This is a genomic window from Shimia sp. MMG029, from assembly GCF_027947445.1.
GTDB lineage: Bacteria > Pseudomonadota > Alphaproteobacteria > Rhodobacterales > Rhodobacteraceae > Shimia.
In genome coordinates this window covers 77,115-97,494 of sequence record NZ_JAQJIM010000002.1, presented here as the reverse complement: position 1 = coordinate 97,494, position 20,380 = coordinate 77,115, and the positions used below count along the sequence as shown (strand labels likewise).

Below are 20,380 nucleotides of genomic sequence, written 5' to 3'. Positions count from 1 at the left end.
GCGGCTTTTCTTGTCTGATGTATGTGCCAGATATCAGATTTTTTTGTCTTCAATGCGCAACTGACGGGCACGGGTCAAAATGGCGTCTTCCACCGCACGTGCTGTGCTTTCCGGCACTGCGCGTCCCCCGTTAGACTGCAGCGCCACGTTCAGCGACCGCGCATCCAAAGCCGCGTCGCGCACAAAAATCGTCGCTCTGTAGGAGCGGCCACCACCCGGAGGCGTGCCGTAACCGGTTGAGATGACTCCACTGAAAGGATCCACTGTCTGGATTGGCAGGAAATCCAAAACTTCCTGTGACGCAGCCCAGATATATTTGTTCACCCGAACGGTTTGATCCGCGTTATCTGGGCCAAAGGCGTCCCAGATCGTATCTTCTTCCGCAGATGTATCTGCCGGGCGCACCTCGCCAAGTGTGTTGCCGCCGGCACCGTTGCCGCAGGCGCTCAAAGTGGCGATGGCGACAATAGCAACCATCATAAAGGGACGACGTAGAAGTTCCATGAAACTGCCTCAAGACGTGATTTGTAACCGTCCTAGCCAAGCTGCGCCTGTTGGGCAAGACTCTTGGGGTAAACTGCCTGTAATCGCCTCGTGGGCCGCCCCTATACCTGCCCTTAGGGAATGTGGGGTCCACTGGGGCGTCACCAGGAGGTGGAAGCAGACTGTGGCATGTCTGCACCACGTGGGCCTACAATCTACGAAAGCTTTGCGCCACGCTTGCAAATAGCCCCCCAAAAGAGCGAGAGACTACCCCATACCCAATTACGGATTCTCCGGGTTGGGCGCATGAATTGGAAATCCGAGGGAAAAATCATGAAAAAGATTCTCTTCGCTTCGACTGCTCTGGTTGCAACCGCATCCGTTGCAGCAGCAGACGTAACTTTCGGCGGTGCAGGCCGCTTTGGTCTTCAGTACGACGAGAGCCTGGCTGACGAAACCATCCTGGATCACCGTATCCGTGTGAACATCACTGGCCTGACCGAAACTGACGGCGGCGTGAAGTTCGAAGGCCGTATCCGTCTTCAAGCTGAAGAAGATGCAGGCTTCGGCTCCAACGGCACCGGCCCTGGCGGCGTTGGCTTCGCAGTGTCCACCGGCGGCATCCGTGTTGACGTTGGTTCCGTATCCGACGTGTTCGACTCCGGTGACGTTCTGAACTGGTCCGGCTACGAAATCGGTTACACCGCGATCTCCGGTCAGACTGCTAACTTCGTTGGCTTCGACCGTAACGGTTTCTCCGGCTCCGGTGACGACGACAACCAGACCATCAAACTGCGTTACACCACTGGTGACTTCACCGGTTCTGCGTCCTACTCCATGGAAGACGGCGAGAACGGTGCAGGCGCGGGCAACGCATACTGGCAAATCGGCGGCGGCTACAGCTTCGGCGCGCACAACGTTGGCCTGATGTATGGTGACAGCGACGCAGACAACTCCCAGTGGGCGTTGGGCGTTGACGGCTCCTTCGGCGACTTCGGCTACTCTGTGCTGGTTGGCGACAACGACGCAGCAGACGACGTAATGTTCGGTGCTTCCGGCTCCTACAGCATCTCTGCAGCAACTTCCGTGAACGCGCACGTGTCCACCGGTGGCGCAACCAACTCCGACACCTCCTACGGTATTGGCGTTTCCCACTCCCTGGGTGGCGGTGTGTCCCTGGGCGCAGGTGTTGGTTCCAACGCTTCCGGCAACACTGTTGGCGACCTGGGTGTAGTATTCAACTTCTAATAGTTGATCGACACCAAGTCTTTGGGGCGGGCTCGCAAGAGCCTGCCCCTTTCTTTTTGTACCAAAGCATGATTTGTCGCGCCCCAACACCATCAAGAGAGGCCGCCCATGTCGCTGACCGAAATTTCCGACCGCATCACCAAAGCTGAAGCCTCCGCAGGCCGTGCTGCTGGGGCGACCCAATTGATCGCCGTCAGCAAGCGACAGCCAGACGAACGGGTGGCGGATGTATTGGCGCAGGGCCACCGGCTGTTCGGCGAGAACCAGGTGCAGGAAGCCGCAGGGAAATGGCCCGCGTTCCGCGCAACCTATCCGGATGCCAAAGTGCATTTGCTGGGGCCGTTGCAAACAAACAAGGCACGTCAGGCGCTCGGCCTGTTTGACGCCATTCATTCGCTTGATCGCCCAAAACTTGCCAACACCTTGGCTCGACTCGCACAGGAAGAGGGGCGCTGTCCTGATCTCTTCATTCAAGTAAATACCGGAGAAGAAGCGCAGAAATCCGGGATTCTGCCCGCTGACACAGATGCATTTGTCTCAGAATGCCGCGCGCTGGATTTGCCGGTGGTTGGCCTGATGTGCATCCCACCTGTGGACGAAGAGCCAGCCCTGCACTTTGCGCTGTTGGCCAAACTTGCCAAACGCAACGATCTGGCAGGTCTGTCCATGGGCATGAGCGGGGATTATGAGCGTGCGGTTGCGCTTGGGGCCACGCATGTGCGTGTGGGATCCGCAATTTTTGGTGCGCGCCCAAGTTAAAGTGGCGCGGTGAGGCGTCTGTTGGATGCCTCCGGCGGGGATATTTTAAGAATGAGAAAGCCTTAAGTTAAGGGACAATCACCCGTGTGCCGGGCACAATCCGGCTTGCGATCCAATGGAGATCTGAACGACTGAAGGCGATACAGCCCTCTGTCGGATATCCCGGACGCCGCCATTGATGTAGAAAAATCGCTGAGCCGCGCCCGGCAACAACATCACGCCAATTCCAATCGGTGAGCAGGATCAGATCATACAGCGGGTCTGCCCGGCGCAGGGCTTCATGGCTGTCTTGGAACGGTGCGCGCACCTGCTGGTTGTAGTCCTGATGACCCGGCGCATCACACCACAAGTCGTCTTTGCCAATCGCCAGCGCCCAGGTGCGCGGTTCGGCCATGCGATCGGCCCGATACAGCATTCCGACGATCTTATGCACGCCGCGCGGCGTGGCCCCGTCCCCCTCGCGCTTGCGGCCGCTGATCCCGCCTTTGCCGATGCTGCAGGGAAAATACCTTCCCTGAAAACGCACGCCACGTGGGGTCAGCACCAGATCATCAGGGCTCATAACATGTGCCCGGATTTATGGGCCTTGGTCGCAAGATAGGCTTCGTTGTGAACATTCTCGCCAACCTTGAGCGCCACCCGCTCGGCCACAGCCACACCAGCGTTTTCCATCATGGCGATCTTGCGCGGGTTGTTGGTCAGCAGGCGCACCTGTTCAAATCCCATTTCCTGCAGGATCTTGGCCCCAATGCGGAAGTCTCGCTCATCATCTTCAAACCCAAGACGGTGGTTGGCTTCCACGGTGTCAAATCCTTGATCCTGCAGAGAATATGCGCGCATTTTGTTGGCCAGTCCAATCCCGCGCCCCTCTTGGTTGAGGTACAACAGAACGCCTTCGCCCTCCGTGCCCATCTGATCCAGTGCGGCATGAAGCTGTGGGCCGCAGTCGCATTTCAGGCTGCCCATCACGTCGCCGGTGAAACAGGCAGAATGCAGTCGCGCCAGCACAGGTTTGTTGCGGGCAGGGCGCCCGATTTCGATCGCGTAATGTTCTGATCCGCCATCCTCTGGGCGGAAGATGTGCAACCGTCCGGCCTCTGCGGCCGCCATCGGCAGGCGGGCATGTACCACCGGGTGCAGCGGGCTTGTGGCAGACAGATGCGGTGCGGCCAGAGCGTGTGAAATCACTGTCAGCCCGTGTTCCAACGCAAATTGACCCGCATCGGGCAAGGCCATGGTCAGCGCCGCCGGCAAAAGTTGTGCGGATTTCACCAGCTTTACGGCGGCGCGATGCAGATCCGCGTTGCCGTCGCGCGCTGTGGCCAAGGGGCCTTTCATCGGGTTTCTCAGGTCATCTTCTGGCGCTGCGATGCTGTGCAGCCACGCAAGATTCGCGTCCTGCGGCAGGGCAATGCGGGCCACATCTCCATCATAGACCCGCGCTTTCAGAGTCTCGGCACGCCGCGCCGTGATCACCAGATGCGGTGTTCCCTGCATTGCACGCACAGCAGACAGACGCCCCTCGGTCAAGGTCTCCGCCGCCAACACCAAGAGAGGCACACCGTCTCCGGTCAGAACAATCGGCACCCCCATACGCAGATCTGCGCGGGCGCGGGCCAGTCGCTCGATAATGTCAGGTGCAAAACTCATGTGAACCTCAGCTAGTTGCGCCACACATGTAGCCTTCCTTGCAGCAATATGAAACATTTGCCGCTGCTGAAACACGAGGGCGTGAGAGTTTTGCAGCAAATCTTGTCGTCAATGAAATGCTAGCACAGTTTCACTATCACCAACGCAAACGAGGAGGCGGCACATGGCGCAATTGAAAAAGATCCTGCTGGTAGACGATGATGACGATCTGCGCGAGGCGCTGTCTGAACAACTGGTGATGACAGAAGACTTTGATGTCTTTGAGGCCGCCAATGGCGCGGACGCGATGAGCCGTGTGAAAGAAGGGCTGTATGATATCATCATCCTCGATGTGGGTCTGCCTGACACCGATGGCCGCGAGCTTTGCCGCCTGATGCGCAAGCAGGGTGTGAAAAGCCCGATCCTTATGCTGACCGGTCACGACAGCGATGCAGACACCATTCTGGGCCTTGATTCGGGCGCTAATGACTATGTCACCAAGCCGTTTAAGTTCCCGGTGCTGCTTGCGCGGATTCGTGCGCAGCTGCGCCAGCATGAACAATCTGAAGACGCGGTTTTCCAGCTTGGGCCATATACGTTCAAACCGTCGATGAAACTGCTGACCACCGAGGACGATCGCAAGATTCGCCTGACGGAGAAAGAAACCAACATCCTGAAGTTCCTCTATCGGGCCACCGAAGGTGTTGTGGCACGCGATGTTCTGCTCCACGAGGTGTGGGGGTACAACGCTGGCGTCACCACCCACACGCTGGAAACCCACATCTATCGTCTGCGCCAGAAGATTGAGCCCGATCCCTCCAATGCGCGGCTTCTGATCACAGAAAGCGGTGGCTATCGCCTGGTGGCATAAAACCGCCGATGAGATGCCGGGGTATTTTGCTGAGCCCCGGCAGCTCCTAAATATGCTACAGTGGTCGGGTGAACATTTGAAACGCGCACCATTTGCAACGACCAAAGAGTTCCCGCCCATGTCCGGGTTATGACATGAACCTCCCTGTTGGACTGGCCCGGGCTCCGGCTCGGGCCTTTTTTTGTGCCCGCGCAGAGGTGCATGTCCCTTGGCGCAGCTTTCGGATTGGCAGCGCCCGCACACCCGCGTAGGGTCGCGGCAAACATCTGAGGGAGAGCTCCATGCCATTCACGCTTGCCACCTGGAACATCAACTCCGTGCGCCTGCGCGAGCCAATTGTGCAAAAGCTGATGCAGGAAGAGGCCCCCGATGTGCTCTGCCTTCAGGAATGCAAGAGCCCGGTCGATAAAATCCCTACGGAGAGCTTTGCCGCTCTGGGCTACACCCACATGGTCGCGCGCGGCCAGAAGGGCTACAACGGCGTGGCGATCTTCTCCAAAATCCCGATGGAGGAAGCGGGCAGCGAGGATTTCGCAGAACTTGGCCATGCCCGTCATATCGCAGGGCGGCTCGAAAACGGTGTGACAGTCCACAATTTCTATGTGCCCGCAGGCGGCGACGTGCCAGATCGCGAGCAGAATGAGAAATTCGGCCAGAAGCTCGACTATCTGGCGGACATGCGTGATTACTTCAAACGCGAAGACATGCGCAAATCCATCATGGTGGGCGATCTCAACATTGCCCCGCGCGAAGATGACGTCTGGGATCACAAAAAGCTTCTGAAAGTGGTGAGCCACACCCCGATTGAGGTCGAAAAACTCGCCGAAACGCAGGAGGCCGGCGGTTGGGTCGATGTCACCCGCCAAGACATCCCCGAGGGCAAGCTTTACAGCTGGTGGTCTTACCGCGCGCGCGATTGGGATGCGGCAGACAAGGGCCGCAGGCTCGATCACATCTGGGCCACCCCGGATATTTCCAACGCCGCGCACTCAAGCCGCGTGTTGCGCGCGGCCCGTGGCTGGGAAAAACCCTCCGATCATGCGCCGCTCTTTGCGACATTCGATCTGTAACTCACTAGGGATTTTGTCGCGGAAAGTTCGGTGAAAGTGGCGCGGGCAGGGCAACTCCTCCCTTGGTTTCTGCGCCGCATCTCGCCATATAGAGGGCAAGGTCCAGACGGAGACAAAAGATGATGGATATTCTTGGCGGCGGCGCACAGGCTGCGCCCGCAAATGGCGATCTGATCAAAGACGTATCTGAAGCCACTTTTATGGCCAATGTTGTGGATGCCTCCATGACCGTGCCGGTGATCGTGGACTTCTGGGCCCCATGGTGCGGCCCCTGTAAAACTCTCGGCCCGGCGCTTGAGGCGGCTGTGACCGCAGCCGGTGGCGCGGTCAAAATGGCCAAGGTCAATGTTGATGAAAACCAGATGATCGCAGGCCAGATGCGCGTGCAATCCATCCCGACCGTCTATGCTTTCTGGCAGGGCCAGCCGGTTGACGGCTTTCAGGGCGCATTGCCGCCCAGCGAGATCGACGCCTTTGTCGCGCGTGTGGTTGAGGCCGGTGGCGGCGCGATGCCGGATGGCGGTTTGGCCGATGCGCTGGCCGCAGCAGAAGAGATGCTGGGCGAGGGCGATGCCACCTCTGCGGCAGAAACCTTTGCCGCCATTGCTGAGCAAGATCCTGAAAACGCAGCCGCTTTTGCTGGCATGGCGCGTGCCTATCTGGCGCTTGGGCAGACCGATCAGGCCGAAGCGGTGATCAACGGCGCGCCGGAGGCCATCGCTGACGCTGCAGAAATCGAAGCGGTGCGCGCACAGATCGAGCTGGCGCGGCAGGCAGAAAACGCGGGCCCCGTGGCAGAGCTGCGCGCGGCTGTGGAGGCGGATCCCGACAACCATCAGGCGCGTCTGGATCTGGCGCAGGCGCTGCACGCCGCCGATCAGATCGAAGAGGCAGTGAACGAGCTGCTGGAGCTGTTCCGCCGGGATCGCGAATGGAATGACGGCGCGGCCAAGGCGCAGCTCTTCACCATCTTTGAGGCGCTTCCAGCCAATGATCCGGTGGTGCTCAATGGCCGCCGCAAACTGAGCTCGCTGATCTTTGCATGATCTCGCTTTGCGGATCAGGCGTTCCAGAGTAGGCTTCTGCCATGTTCAAAGCCGCTGACCTTCCGGAAACACTGGCGGTGTTTCCCTTGCCCGGGGCGCTGATGTTGCCCCGCGCGCGACTGCCCCTGCATATTTTTGAGCCGCGCTATCTGGCCATGCTGGATGATGCGCTCAAAACACCGGAGCGTTTGATTGGGATGATCCAGCCCAACGAGGTGCCGGGGCGCGAAGGGTCGGGTCTGCACACCATTGGCTGTGCCGGGCGGATCACGCAATTCACCGAAACCGATGACAATCGCTATCTGATCACCCTGTCGGGCATCTCTCGTTTCCGCGTACTGCAGGAGGTCGAAGGCTTTGCGCCCTACCGCCGCTGTCAGGTGCAATGGGACGGATTTGAGCGTGATCTCGGCGGCACGGAGACCGATCCGGGCTTTCAACGGCCCGCGTTTATGGATCTATTGCAGCGCTATTTTGAGCAGCGGGATCTGTCCACTGATTGGGAAACGCTGAAAGATGCGGATGATGAGCTGCTGATCAATTCGCTGTCGATGCTTCTGGAGTTTGGGGCAGAGGACAAGCAGGCGCTGCTGGAAGCGCCGTCGCTCACCACCCGCCGCGAAACCCTTGTGACACTTATGGAATTTTCACTGCGCAGCGGTGATGGAGAGGACTTGATACAATGACCGATGTTGAAACGGCGCAGCCTCGCATACCTGAATTTGACCGCCGCATGCTGGAGGCGCTGGTTTGTCCAAAGACCGGGCGCACATTGGAGTACGATGCCGAGGCACAGGAGTTGATTTCACGTGCGGCGGGTCTGGCGTTTCCGATCCGCGCAGGCATCCCTGTGATGTTGATCGACGAAGCGCGTGTGATTGAGTGACCGCAAAGTTCCGCGTTTGAGGAAACCCGAGGGGGCCAGCCCCCTCGCGCTGCGCGCTCACCCCCGGGATATTTGACGAATGAGAAAGGCGGTGGGTCTACTGCATCAGCTTGGGCAAGTCGCCATTAAGCCCCGCAGCTTCACGCATAAATGTGCGGCGCAGGCCCGGCATCGCGCCCACAACGCCCATGCCCAGATCCCGCGCGGCGCGCAGCAGCGGGTTGTCGTTGGAAAACAGCTTGTTGGTGAGATCCGTTGTCGCCACCAGTGTCGCCGTGTCAAAGCGGCGCCATTCCTGATAACGCGCCAGAACCAACGCAGAGGCAAAATCTTCGCCGCGCTGTTGCGCCTCAGACAGGATTTGCGCCAGCGCCGCCACATCGCGCAGACCAGCGTTCAGCCCTTGCCCGGCAATCGGGTGCATCCCATGGGCCGCGTCGCCCACCAGCGCCACGCGTTCGGCGACGAACTCATTGGCCACCGAGAGGCTCAGCGGATAGGTGAAGCGGCTGCCTGCCAGTTCGATTTCGCCCAGAAAATCGCCAAACCGCGGGCGCAGCACCGCCATGTAATCGTCATCTGACAGCGCATTGATGGCTTTGGCAGCGGCATCGCTTTCCGACCAGACGATCGAGCACATGTTGTTTGGCAGTGGCAGAATCGCCAGCGGGCCGGGGGGCATGAAGAACTGATGCGCCACGCCATTGTGGGGTTTTTCATGTTTGATGGCGCAGACCAGCGCAGTCTGCCCATAGCCCCAGCCCGTGCGCTTGATCTTCGCGCGCGTGCCAACCCCGGTCTGCCGCCCGTCACAGCCCACCAAAAGCCGCGCACGCTTGCTGCTGCCATCACTCAATGTGACTGTGACACCGCTGACATCAACCGCTTGATCCGTGACCTCGGTGCCAGAGATCAGCGTGATCTTAGCCTCGGCTTCCATCGCGGTCAGAAAAGCACGGTAAAGAAAACGATCTTCTAGCATGAACCCCATCGGGCCTTCTTCGATCTCACGATGGTCAAAATGCATGAAGAACGGTGCAGGTCCTTCGCCAGCGCGCCCGTCAGAAACCTTGATGTCGCGCATCGGTTCGGCCTGATCGGCCACCTGATCCCAGACGCCAATCGCGGTCAGCAGACGTTTGGAGGCCAGCGCCAGCGCATAGCCGCGCCCGTCAAAATTGCCCGCCGCCCGCGCTGGTGCGGCGCGCGCATCCACAACGGTCACATCAAAGCCCGCCTGTGCGAGCGCCAGCGCAAGCGCAGGGCCGTTCAGCCCGCCACCCGCGATCAGAATATCGGTGTCAAAACTCATATCGCCAATATGGGTGTCGGTTCGGGATTGTCCATGCGCGATTGCGCCGCTACCGTCGCGCCGATCAGAAGTTTTGGAGAACACGATGTTGGAATGGCTGAAAATGAGCGCAGCGGATCTGGGACGCGGGATTGAGGCCGGGGCGATCGACCCGGTGGCCCTGACCGAGACCTATCTCGCCGCGATGGACAGCCATGCCGAAAGCGGACGGATCTATTCGGCCATCACCCGGGAGCGCGCTCTGGCAGAGGCCGCCGCCGCTGCGGATCGTGCGCGCGCAGGCCAGCGCCTGTCGCTGCTGGATGGGGTGCCGATCAGCTGGAAAGACCTGTTTGACAGCGCCGGTGTGGCGACCGAGGCAGGCTCGGACCTGCTGAAAGGCCGCGTGCCCACACGTGATGCTGAGGTGCTCGCTAACGCCACCGCGCTGGGGCTTGTCTGCCTTGGCAAAACCCATATGAGCGAGCTTGCCTTTTCTGGCATTGGCCTCAACCCGATCACCGCCACGCCGCCTTGTGTGAATGACCCGGAGGCCGTGCCGGGCGGCTCATCCTCTGGCGCTGGCGCAAGCGTTGCCTTTGGGCTTGCCGCTGCGGGCATCGGCTCTGACACCGGCGGCTCCGTGCGCATTCCTGCGGCCTGGAACGATCTGGTTGGGCTGAAAACCACCGCAGGCCGTATCTCCTGCAAAGGCGTGGTGTCGCTCTGCCGCAGCTTTGACACCGTTGGCCCGCTCACCCGCACGGTTGAGGACGCCGCCCTGCTGTTTGCGGTGCTCGATGGCAGCGCGCCCGTGGATCTGCGCGGCGCGGATCTGAAGGGCAAACGTTTTGCGGTTCTGGAAAGCGCGCTTGAGGACGTGCGCGAGGCACCCATGGCGGGCTTTGAGCGGGCGCTGCAACGCATCGGCACGGCAGGCGCCACCATCGAATTTATTCAGGCCCCCGAAATCACCGAGGCGCTGTCGCTCAGCGCGCCGCTCTACACGGTCGAAGCCTACGGCGAGTGGAAAGACGTGATCGAAGCTGCACCTGATAAAATGTTTGACCAGATTCTGGAGCGATTCCGTGCAGGTGCCACCTTCAGCGGGCCGGAGTATATCTCTGCCTGGTATCGCCTGCTGGAGTTGCGCGAGACTTGGGAGGCCCGGATCGCGCATTATGATGCAGTGCTCATGCCGACCACGCCGATTCTGCCCCCCAATGTGGAACGCCTGATGAGCGATCAGGAGTATTACGTCACCGAAAACCTGCTGGCCTTGCGCAACACCCGTATGGGCAATCTGATGAGCAGCGCCGCGATGACCCTGCCCACGGGTGTGCCGTCTTGCGGCGTGATGCTGGTGGTCAAAGGCGGCGATGAAGCCCGCCTTCTGCGGCTTGCTGCCGGGGTCGAGGCGCTGTTTTCTGAGGACTACGCCTCGCGTCACCTGACAAACCCCGCTACAAGCGGCGCATGAAAAAATTCGAAATCTTTGTGGTGACCGCGCCGGGGCTGGAAAAACCCCTCGCGGCCGAAATTGCGGATGCGGGCTTCAAAAAGCCCAAGATGATGCCCGGCGGCGTGCGCTTTCGTGGCAACTGGCAAGATGTCTGGCGCGCCAATCTGTGCCTGCGCGGGGCCGTGCGGGTGCTTGCACGGATCGACAACTTTCAGGCCATGCACCTCAATCAGCTGGAGCGGCTGATCGCCGACATGCCATGGCGGCAATATCTGCGCACCGATGTGCCGCTGAAGGTCGATGTCGCCACGCAGAAATCCAAGATCTACCACGCAGGCGCCGCCAAAGAGCGGATCGAGCGTGGTCTCGCCACCGCCGTCGGCGCGCCGATCTCAGCGGAGGCTGACGTGGTCGTAAAGGCGCGGATCGACAACAATATGGTCACCCTGTCGCTCGACACCACGGGGGAGAGCCTGCACAAACGCGGCCACAAAGCGGCGGTTGCCAAAGCGCCGATGCGTGAAAACATGGCCGCCATGTTCTTGCGCCAGCTTGGCTTTGATGGCAGCCAGCCGGTCTATGATCCGATGTGTGGCTCCGGCACCTTTGTGATCGAAGCCGCGGAAATCGCCGCGGGGCTGTTGCCGGGCCGCTCGCGCAGCTTCGCCTTTGAGCAGCTCGCCACATTTGACGCAGAGGCCTTTGCAGCGTTGCGTGTGTCAGAATCCCATGCGCCATCCGCGCGCTTTATGGGCTCAGATAAAGACGCAGGCGCGATCCGTATGGCGGGTGAAAACGCCAGCCGCGCAGGGGTGGCGGACTGGGCCAGCTTCGCCCAGAAAAGCGCAGGCGAGATCACCGCGCCAGACGGCCCGCCCGGCATCGTCGTGGTAAACCCGCCCTATGGCGCACGGATCGGCGACAAAAAGGGGCTGTTTGCGCTTTACGCGAGCTTTGGCAAAGCGCTGACGCAGCACTTTTCCGGCTGGACGGTGGGCATTGTCACCACCGACACCGGGCTCGCCCGCGCCACGGGCCTGCCGCTGGAAACACCCTTTGCCACGGTGGTGCATGGCGGGCTGAAGGTGCAGCTTTACACCTGCGAGGTGCCTTAGGGCGGGAGCCGCAAAGCGATGAGCCGTCCACCTCTGGATCTCTGGGGCATACATGCGCCGCTTGAAGAGCTCACGGGTGGCAATCGCAATACGGTCTGGCGCACGCGCGGCCTGCCCAAAGATCTGGTGTTCAAATCCACCCAACGCTCAGAGGTGGCGATGGCCTGGCTTTCAGAGGTGCAGGCCATCGCTCGCGCCGCAGGACTAAATGTGCCGCAAATGCATTGCAGCCTGTCCGACGCGTGGACTCCTGAAGGCTGGATATGTGAGGACTTTGTTCAAGGGGCAGCGATACCGCCTGCTGCGGCCTCTGACCTCTCCGCCCCACTCAACCGGTTTCACGAAATGAGCCGCGCTGTGTCTCAACGACCGGGGTTTTGCGCCACCGCCGACCTGCTGACCCGCGCGGCGGGCGGCGACGTCGACCTCACACAGATGCCCGCCGATCTTGTAGCTTTGTGTCGGGCCGCTTGGAGCGCCGTGCAAACCACGCCACTCTCTGTGGTGCATGGCGACCTTGCGCAGGGCAATCTGCTGCGTAATCCGCTGGGGCATCTCTGGCTGATTGATTGGGATGAATGCCGCCGCGACCTGCCGCTTTTTGATCGGGTGATGCTTGAGCCTTTGGGGCCGCTGGCGCATCGTGCCCATCTCGCATGGGAGGTGGCCTGCGGCTGGCAGCGGGAGCCAGAATACGCCTGTCGACTTGAGAAAGATTTGCGCGGCATCTGAGCTGTGGAATCTACGCAACGCGCGTTGGGGTAACCTTTTTCGGGCAGAAATTTCGCACCTCCGCGATACCGCCGCAATACAGACGCGATACCGACGTTGATTTCAGGGTTAACGTAGCCTCTGAGGCACGCAACAAAAGAGGCGCTTGCGTGAAAAAGTACTTTGAAATTTCACGAAACTGAGGCAGCGTGAAATTCGAGGTATAATTTTCACCACCGGAGTCGCGCGTCATGCTGCACGATGTGCCCCAAAATCCACCAACGCTTGGCGCCGATCTGCGTGCGCTGCGCAAGGCGCGTGGGCTGACATTGACGGATATGGCAGAGGCGCTGGAACGGTCTGTGGGCTGGCTCAGTCAGGTGGAGCGCGACAAGTCCGAACCGACGATTTCCGATCTCCGTCAAATCGCGCAAGTGCTTGATGTTCCTATGTCAATGTTGTTCGGACAGTCCTCCGCACCGGCGCATGAGCAGGGCTACATTGTTCGAGCAGGCGCCCGCCGTCCGATGGGTGGCAGCGACGAAGGGCTTGTCGAAGAGCTGCTGTCGCCGGATCTGACAGACGACTTTGAGATGGTGCATTCCACCTTCGCGCCGCGCTCTGAGATGCAAATGCCTGCCACCCGGCCAACGCAAGAAGTAGGCTATGTGGTTGAAGGTAAACTGAATTTACGGATCGGTGCACAAGAATTTTCCGTAGGTCCAGGCGACAGCTTCCGCATCCGCGGCGAGGAATATCACTGGTCCAACCCCCATGATGAACCCTGCGTCGCGATCTGGGTGATCGCGCCGCCGGTCTATTGAGGAGGTCGCAATGCTCAAAGGAACATGCCTCTGTGGCGACATCAAATTCGAAACGAATGCAACGCCCCAAGGCGCATCCATGTGCCACTGCAGTCAATGCCGCAAGCAATCAGGCGGCGTGTGGTCATCTGCCTATGTGCTTGAGCAAGAACTGAAAATTACAGGTGACGTTCTCTGGTATGAGGCAAGTACCTCCGCCAAGCGTGGCAGTTGTCCCCGCTGTGGATCTTTCCTTTTTTGGAAAGCCCATGATGAAAACACGATCAGTTTCGCACTTGGTGCCGTTGACGGGCCAACCGGGCTGAGTTTGGAGAAACACATTTTTGTAGGGGACAAGGGCGACTATTATCAGATCGTCGACGGTCTCCCGCAGAGGGGCTGAAGATGCTGGAAACATTCGCAAATATGGAAAGCGTCACGCTCTGGGCTTTCATGGCGGCCTCGTTGGTCATGTACCTAACCCCCGGTGCGGATATGATGTTCACCATCGCAAGCGGCATCGCAGGCGGCCCCAAAGCTGGTTTCGCGGCCACTCTGGGCGTCACGCTGGGCTTGCTGGTCCATATCACGCTTGCAGCCGCTGGGCTGGCTGTTGTGATCGCCGCATCGCCTACGGCGCTGCTGGTGATCCGCTACGCAGGCGCGGCCTATCTTGTTGTTTTGGCGTGGCAATCCTGGCGCGCCCCGCCGCCTTCAGATGCCGCGGATGGCCGTGCAAATGTGGCACGTGCCTTGCGCCGTGGGTTCCTGACCAACATCATGAACCCCAAAATCATCCTGTTTATTCTCGCATTTTTACCCCAATTCACCGCCCCTGAAGCAGGTCCGATCTGGCAACAAATTGTCATTCTCGGCCTGATGTTCGCCGCTGGTGGCTTTGTGGTGGTGTCCATGATTGGCCTGTCTGCCGGACTGGTCGGCGCGAAGCTCAAAAAGGCCACCGGGGTACTCAACAAATGCGCATCCATCATTTTCGGCAGCCTTGCTGCCAAGCTCGTTTTCGACTGAGGGAGTCTGTAAATGTCTGATTTTCCAACAAAAGCCCGTGTGGTCATCATCGGGGGCGGGGTCGTTGGCACCTCCAGCCTGTATCACCTTGCCAAGAAGGGCTGGACCGATTGTGTCCTGCTGGAAAAGAATGAACTGACTGCCGGGTCTACCTGGCACGCAGCCGGAAATGTGCCCACGTTTTCAAACTCTTGGGCGATTATGAACATGCAACGCTACTCCACCGAGCTTTACGCCCGTTTGGGCGAAGAGGTGGACTATCCGATGAACTATCACCAGTCCGGCTCCATCCGACTGGCGCACACCAAAGAGCGTGTGCAGGAGTTTGAACGCGCCATGTCCATGGCGCGCTATCAGGGTATTCCAATGGAAATGTGGACCCCGGAAGAGGCCAAAGAGCGCTATCCTTTCCTTGAGACCCACGATCTCATGGGTGTGCTCTATGATCCCACCGATGGCGATATTGATCCGGCTCAGCTGACGCAGGCTTTGGCCAAAGGCGCACGGGACATGGGCCAGAAAATCATCCGCTTCTGCCCCGCCACTGGCGTGACTCAGCTGGAAGACAAAAGCTGGATTGTACACACGGACAAAGGCGACATCGCCTGTGATTATGTCGTGAATGCAGCGGGTTACTATGCCCAGCGTGTGGGCGAATGGTTCAAGCCGTATGGCGGTCGTTCCGTGCCGATGATGGTGATGAGCCACCAGTATCTGCTGACGGAAGAAATCCCCGAGGTGGAAGACTGGTCCAAAGCCAACGGCGGTGCGAAACTGCCACTGCTGCGCGACGTGGATATCTCTTACTACCTGCGTCAGGAGAAACACGGCTACAACCTGGGCCCTTATGAGCCCAACTGTAAAGCGCATTGGGACACGGAGGCCGACCCTATGCCGGATGATTTTTCTTTCCAACTATGGTCTGACGATCTGGACCGGATCGAGGACATCGTGACCGACGCGATGGAGCGGGTGCCGCTGATGGCCACCTCCGGCATCAGCCGTGTGATCAACGGCCCGATCCCCTATGCGCCAGACGGTCTGCCACTAATTGGCCCGATGCCGGGCGTGGAAAATGCCTTTGAAAACTGTGTGTTCACCTTCGGCATCGCTCAAGGTGGCGGAGCTGGCAAGGTGCTGGCGGAGTGGATTGTGGATGGGCACACCGAATGGGATATGTGGGCCGTCGACCCGCGCCGCTACACCGATTACACCGATCATGATTACTGCGTGAAGAAAGGCATGGAAGTTTACGGCAACGAATATGCCATGCATTTCCCGCATCACGAATGGCCCGCCGCGCGCGACAAGAAGCTCTCCCCCGTCCATGACCGGGTGGTTGCACAAGGCGGTGTTATGGGGGCCTACAACGGATGGGAGCGGGCCAATTGGTTCGCCAAAGACGGCGACGACACCTCGCTCGATGCCACCCATACTTGGGGTCGCTCCGGCCCTTGGGAGCAGCGCATCAAAGCAGAATGCGAAGCGGTGCGCGATCACTGCGGAGTGCTTGATTTGCCAGGCTTTTCTCGGTTTGCTTTGAATGGCCCTGGCGCAGCAGAATGGTTGCGCGGCATGATTACCGGGGGCTTGCCAAAGGTTGGGCGGATTAATCTGGCCTATTTCTCGGATGAACGCGGGCGTATCTTGACGGAAATGTCGGTTCTGCGCCACGCGGAGGATGGCTTTGTTCTGATCACGGCAGCCAGCGCGCAATGGCATGATTTCGAATTGCTGAACCGTAACCTTCCTTGTGGGGTAGAACTCGTAGATTGCACCGTGGATATGAGCACGTTGATCGTAACCGGCCCCAAGTCGCGCGAGATTTTGGCGGGTTTAAGCGACGCGGATCTTTCTCTGGGCTGGCTTACGCACCAACAAGCGCAGATGGCTGGTGCCAAGGTGACATTGGTGCGTGTTTCCTTTGCAGGTGAGCTTGGTTGGGAGGTGCATGCGCCTTTTGCAGATATGCCTGCAATCTATGACGCCATTATCGCCGCTGGTGCGACACCGTTTGGCATGTATGCGCTGAACTCGCTGCGCCTTGAGAAAGGCTACCGCGCTTGGAAAGGCGATCTCTCCACAGATTACTCTCTGCTTGAAGGGGGCCTTGGCCGCTTTGTCAAACTGGACAAGCCACAGGCGTTCCCGGGCAAAGCCGCGATCCAGAGCGAGCTGCAACAGGGCGTCAAAAAATCCTTTGTGACCTTGGTTGTAGAGGCCGGTGACGCAGATGCGCCTTATATGTCTTGTATCTGGCATGGCGATCAGATTGTAGGTGAAACCACATCTGGCGGCTGGGGGCATCGTGTGAATGCCTCTATCGCGCTGGGCATGGTGCAGGCAGATCTGGCGAAACCCGGCACAGAGCTTGAGGTTGAGATTTACGGCAAGAAATACCGCGCCGTGGTGCAAGAGGATCAGCCGCTCTGGGATCCGGCCAACGAACGTCTGCGTGCATGACAAAGATTATCCTGAAAGATGGAGGATCGGGGCAGGAGTTGCTGGCGCGATCCTCTATGCCAGCGCATCCGCTTTGGTCCACCAAAGTGATGATGGAAGAGCCGGAGATTGTGCAGGCGGTACATGCAGACTTCATCCGGGCTGGTGCGCGTCTGGTCACACTTAATACCTATTCCGCGACGCCGGAGCGGCTGACTCGTGAAGGTGTCGGCGATATGTTTGATGCGCTCCAGCAGCGGGCGATCGATCTCGCAAATGCCGCCCGGGATGAAGTGGGCGCTGAGGGTGTAAAGCTGGCCGCCTGTCTGCCACCTTTGCACGGGTCTTATCGGCCTGACATGTCACGCACTCACGCAGATTTGCTACCCGCGTATCAAGAGATTGCGGAAGCTCAGGCTGCGGCTTGCGATGTGATGTTGTGTGAAACGCTTTCAAGCGTTGCTGAGGCGACGGCGGCCGCACAGGCAGGTGTTGAAACAGGCAAGCCGACTTGGGTGTTTGTGACCCTCAAAGACGACAACAGTCAAATGTTACGCTCAGGAGAGTCGCTGGAATCCGCGTTAGAGGCCCTGAAAGCATTTGACGTTGCTGGCATCGGGTTGAACTGTTCCAAGCCGGAAGTTGTGTCCGACAGCCTTCACACGGTTCTCGCAGAAGGGCGACCAACAGGCGTCTATGCCAATGGGTTCACGGGCATTGATGCGTTGGAAATTGGCGGCACTGTAGATGGGTTGCGCGCACGCGATGATGTGACGCCAACATGTTATGCGGATTTTGCCATGCAATGGGTTGCTGATGGCGCGCGCTTTGTTGGTGGCTGTTGTGAAGTTGGCCCAGCCCATATCGCGGCACTGGCCAATCGTTTGAATGAGGCAGGTTATGAGCTGGTCGGGGCTTGACCGGATTCTGCTGAATACACTCTAGGGATCGGGGGCGAGCCTCGATTGGTTGCGGGCGTACGCCCGATAAGCACCTGAAAGGACATCATAATGGCGGATCTTCCAAACAAAGCACGTGTGGTGATCATTGGCGGCGGCGTGGTGGGCTGTTCTGTTGCGTACCACCTGACCAAATTGGGCTGGAAAGATGTTGTGCTTTTGGAGCGCAAGCAGCTGACTTCGGGCACCACATGGCATGCGGCAGGGCTGATTGCACAGCTTCGCGCCACGGCGAATATGACGAAGCTCGCAAAATACTCCCAAGAGCTTTACGGCAATCTTGAAGCTGAAACTGGCGTGGCTACAGGCTTTAAGCGCTGCGGCTCGATCACTGTGGCTTTGACCGAAGAGCGTAAGGAAGAAATCTACCGCCAAGCGGCCATGGCGCGGGCTTTTGGGGTTGAGGTCGAAGAGATTTCGCCTGCCGAGGTGAAAGCGCGGTATGAGCATCTCAATATTGAGGGTGTGAAAGCTGGCGTCTGGTTACCGCTGGACGGTCAGGGTGATCCGGCCAATATTGCGTTGGCTTTGGCCAAAGGCGCGCGACAGGGCGGTGCCATCGTCAAGGAGCGAAGCAAAGTCACCAATATTGCCAAATCCGGTCGCAAGGTGACGGGCGTGGATTGGGTCTCCGATGACGGCAACGCTCAAGGCCACATTGCCTGCGATATGATTGTGAACTGTGCGGGGATGTGGGGCCATGAAGTGGGCCGCATGGCCGGCGTGAATGTGCCGCTGCACGCCTGTGAGCACTTCTACATCGTGACCGAAGGCATTCGGGGCCTCACACAGATGCCGGTGCTGCGCGTTCCCGATGAATGCGCCTACTACAAGGAAGACGCAGGTAAAATCCTGCTCGGCGCCTTTGAACCCAACGCTAAACCTTGGGGCATGAGCGGTATTCCCGACAGGTTTGAGTTTGACCAGCTGCCAGAAGATTTTGACCACTTTGAGCCGATCCTGGAAGCGGCGTGCAACCGTCTGCCCATGCTTGCCGAGGCGGGTATTCACACCTTCTTCAACGGGCCGGAAAGCTTCACGCCAGATGACGCCTATCATCTTGGTCTTGCGCCAGAGATGGACAATGTCTGGGTTGCTGCCGGGTTCAATTCGATTGGCATTCAGTCAGCAGGTGGCGCGGGCATGGCGCTGGCGCAATGGATGAATGATGGCGGCAAACCCTTCGATCTGAGTGATGTGGACATCAGCCGCATGCAGCCGTTTCAGGGCAACAAAACCTATCTGTTTGAACGCTCTAAAGAGACGTTGGGGCTGCTTTATGCAGATCACTTCCCCTATCGCCAAAAAGCCACCGCGCGCGGGGTGCGGCGCACACCGTTCCATCATCAGCTGAAAGAGCAGGGTGCGGTTTTTGGAGAACTCGCAGGCTGGGAGCGGGCCAATTGGTTTGCGAATGAAGGCCAAGAGCGCGAATACCAGTATACCTGGAAACGCCAGAATTGGTTTGAGAACTCCGCCGCCGAGCACCGCGCCGTGCGCGAAAATGTCGGCATGTATGACATGTCGTCTTTTGGCAAAATCCGTGTGGAAGGGCCGGATGCGGAGGCCTTCATGAATTATGTGGGGGGCGGCGATTATTCGGTGCCAAATGGCAAGATCGTCTACACGCAATTCCTCAACCGCAACGGTGGGATTGAGGCGGATGTCACAGTGACGCGGCTGACGGAAACCGCTTATCTGGTGGTGACACCCGCCGCGACGCGGCTTGCAGATCAGACATGGATGCAGCGTCACAAGGGCAGCTTCAACGTGGTGATCACCGATGTCACCGCAGGTGAGGGTGTTCTGGCGATCATGGGGCCAAACGCGCGCAAGCTGCTTGAGAAAGTGTCTCCGGCGGATTTCTCCAATGCGATCAATCCGTTTGGTACAGCGCAAGAGATTGATTTGGGCATGGGGCTGGCGCGGGCCCATCGGGTGACCTATGTGGGCGAACTTGGCTGGGAAATTTATGTGTCCTCAGACATGGCAGGGCATGCCTTTGAAACGCTCTGGGATGTAGGCCAAGATATGGGGCTGAAACTTTGCGGTATGCATATGATGGACAGCTGCCGGATCGAAAAAGGCTTCCGCCATTTTGGGCATGATATCACCTGCGAAGATCACGTGGTCGATGCGGGGCTCAGCTTCGCTGTGAAGACGGACAAAGCAGACTTTATCGGCAAAGAGGCGGTGCTCGCACGCAAGGAAAGCGGGCCCAAGAGCCGACTTGTGCAATTCAAGCTCGCTGAGTCTGAGCCATTGCTGTTTCACAATGAGCCGATTCTGCGTGACGGCGAATATGTCGGGTATCTCAGTTCTGGCAACTACGGCCACACCTTAGGGGCGGCAGTTGGGTTGGGGTATGTGCCATGTGAGGGGGAAAAGGCGGCTGATGTTTTGGCGTCGACCTACGAAATCGATGTGATGGGTAGCAGAGTACAGGCTGAAGCCTCACTGAAACCTATGTACGATCCGAAATCGGAACGAGTCAAAGTCTGAGAAACGGCGGGCGCGCGCCATCAAGAATGGTGATGGCCCCCGTCACAAAATCGCGCATTTCCTTCCCTTTGGCC

General features: G+C 59.0%; 20 protein-coding genes. 16 read left to right on the top strand and 4 right to left on the bottom strand.

The features are described from left to right. Positions 1–33 precede the first annotated feature (33 nt). On the bottom strand, positions 34–504 hold the full coding sequence (locus PJL69_RS07270) for a DUF3576 domain-containing protein (RefSeq protein WP_209096851.1): 471 nt from the start codon (positions 502–504) through the stop codon (positions 34–36). Positions 505–816: 312 nt separating this feature from the next. Here PJL69_RS07270 and PJL69_RS07265 point away from each other — a divergent pair, with 312 nt between their 5' ends. Together PJL69_RS07265 and PJL69_RS07260 are read left to right on the top strand one after the other, a co-directional pair. Continuing rightward, the gene (locus PJL69_RS07265) at positions 817–1,731 is read left to right on the top strand and encodes a porin (RefSeq protein ID WP_271309072.1); all 915 of its coding nucleotides are present in this window, start codon (positions 817–819) and stop codon (positions 1,729–1,731) included. Between the two features lie 108 nt (positions 1,732–1,839). Then, entirely contained in the window at positions 1,840–2,490 is a 651-nt protein-coding gene (locus tag PJL69_RS07260; protein WP_271309071.1) for a YggS family pyridoxal phosphate-dependent enzyme, read from the top strand. Between the two features lie 67 nt (positions 2,491–2,557). Here PJL69_RS07260 and PJL69_RS07255 read toward each other — a convergent pair whose 3' ends face one another. After that, positions 2,558–3,052, bottom strand: a complete 495-nt coding sequence (locus tag PJL69_RS07255) for a L,D-transpeptidase family protein (RefSeq protein ID WP_271309070.1) — start codon at positions 3,050–3,052, stop codon at positions 2,558–2,560. Then, positions 3,049–4,140 (bottom strand): GTP cyclohydrolase II, encoded by a 1,092-nt coding sequence (gene ribA, locus PJL69_RS07250; RefSeq protein WP_271309069.1) that lies wholly within the window; start codon positions 4,138–4,140, stop codon positions 3,049–3,051. The genes PJL69_RS07255 and ribA overlap by 4 nt, the downstream gene beginning before the upstream one ends. A gap of 163 nt (positions 4,141–4,303) precedes the next feature. On the opposite strand from ribA, the gene PJL69_RS07245 reads away from it, so the two are divergent. The 5 genes from PJL69_RS07245 to PJL69_RS07225 all read left to right on the top strand — a co-directional run bounded on the left by PJL69_RS07245 (position 4,304) and on the right by PJL69_RS07225 (position 7,992). Further along, positions 4,304–4,990 (top strand): response regulator transcription factor, encoded by a 687-nt coding sequence (locus tag PJL69_RS07245; RefSeq protein ID WP_209064738.1) that lies wholly within the window; start codon positions 4,304–4,306, stop codon positions 4,988–4,990. 281 nt (positions 4,991–5,271) lie between these two features. Then, a complete protein-coding gene (gene xth / locus PJL69_RS07240; RefSeq protein ID WP_271309068.1) occupies positions 5,272–6,060 on the top strand; it encodes an exodeoxyribonuclease III in 789 nt (262 codons plus the stop codon). Between the two features lie 119 nt (positions 6,061–6,179). Beyond that, on the top strand, positions 6,180–7,106 hold the full coding sequence (locus PJL69_RS07235) for a thioredoxin family protein (protein ID WP_271309067.1): 927 nt from the start codon (positions 6,180–6,182) through the stop codon (positions 7,104–7,106). Between the two features lie 41 nt (positions 7,107–7,147). Beyond that, a complete protein-coding gene (locus tag PJL69_RS07230) occupies positions 7,148–7,792 on the top strand; it encodes an LON peptidase substrate-binding domain-containing protein (RefSeq protein WP_271309066.1) in 645 nt (214 codons plus the stop codon). Continuing rightward, complete coding sequence (locus PJL69_RS07225) at positions 7,789–7,992, top strand: Trm112 family protein (protein ID WP_271309065.1); 204 nt, start codon at positions 7,789–7,791, stop codon at positions 7,990–7,992. The genes PJL69_RS07230 and PJL69_RS07225 overlap by 4 nt, the downstream gene beginning before the upstream one ends. 97 nt (positions 7,993–8,089) lie before the next feature. On the opposite strand, the gene PJL69_RS07220 is transcribed toward PJL69_RS07225, so the two are convergent. Continuing rightward, a complete protein-coding gene (locus tag PJL69_RS07220; RefSeq protein WP_271309064.1) occupies positions 8,090–9,304 on the bottom strand; it encodes an FAD-dependent monooxygenase in 1,215 nt (404 codons plus the stop codon). Between the two features lie 85 nt (positions 9,305–9,389). Here PJL69_RS07220 and PJL69_RS07215 point away from each other — a divergent pair, with 85 nt between their 5' ends. From PJL69_RS07215 to PJL69_RS07175, 9 genes are all read left to right on the top strand, one after another. Continuing rightward, on the top strand, positions 9,390–10,763 hold the full coding sequence (locus tag PJL69_RS07215; protein ID WP_271309063.1) for an amidase: 1,374 nt from the start codon (positions 9,390–9,392) through the stop codon (positions 10,761–10,763). Next, positions 10,760–11,860, top strand: a complete 1,101-nt coding sequence (locus PJL69_RS07210) for a THUMP domain-containing class I SAM-dependent RNA methyltransferase (protein ID WP_271309062.1) — start codon at positions 10,760–10,762, stop codon at positions 11,858–11,860. Before PJL69_RS07215 ends, PJL69_RS07210 begins: the two co-directional genes overlap by 4 nt. 18 nt (positions 11,861–11,878) lie before the next feature. Next, entirely contained in the window at positions 11,879–12,592 is a 714-nt protein-coding gene (locus PJL69_RS07205; protein ID WP_271309061.1) for a phosphotransferase, read from the top strand. Positions 12,593–12,822: 230 nt separating this feature from the next. Next, positions 12,823–13,395, top strand: a complete 573-nt coding sequence (locus PJL69_RS07200; protein ID WP_271309060.1) for a helix-turn-helix domain-containing protein — start codon at positions 12,823–12,825, stop codon at positions 13,393–13,395. Positions 13,396–13,405: 10 nt separating this feature from the next. Further along, a complete protein-coding gene (locus tag PJL69_RS07195) occupies positions 13,406–13,777 on the top strand; it encodes a GFA family protein (RefSeq protein WP_271309059.1) in 372 nt (123 codons plus the stop codon). 2 nt (positions 13,778–13,779) lie between these two features. Then, positions 13,780–14,403 (top strand): LysE family translocator, encoded by a 624-nt coding sequence (locus PJL69_RS07190; RefSeq protein WP_271309058.1) that lies wholly within the window; start codon positions 13,780–13,782, stop codon positions 14,401–14,403. Between the two features lie 12 nt (positions 14,404–14,415). Further along, entirely contained in the window at positions 14,416–16,866 is a 2,451-nt protein-coding gene (locus tag PJL69_RS07185; RefSeq protein ID WP_271309057.1) for a GcvT family protein, read from the top strand. Continuing rightward, entirely contained in the window at positions 16,863–17,765 is a 903-nt protein-coding gene (locus PJL69_RS07180) for a homocysteine S-methyltransferase family protein (protein WP_271309056.1), read from the top strand. The genes PJL69_RS07185 and PJL69_RS07180 overlap by 4 nt, the downstream gene beginning before the upstream one ends. 90 nt (positions 17,766–17,855) lie before the next feature. Further along, the gene (locus tag PJL69_RS07175; protein ID WP_271309055.1) at positions 17,856–20,306 is read left to right on the top strand and encodes a GcvT family protein; all 2,451 of its coding nucleotides are present in this window, start codon (positions 17,856–17,858) and stop codon (positions 20,304–20,306) included. Positions 20,307–20,380: the final 74 nt, after the last annotated feature.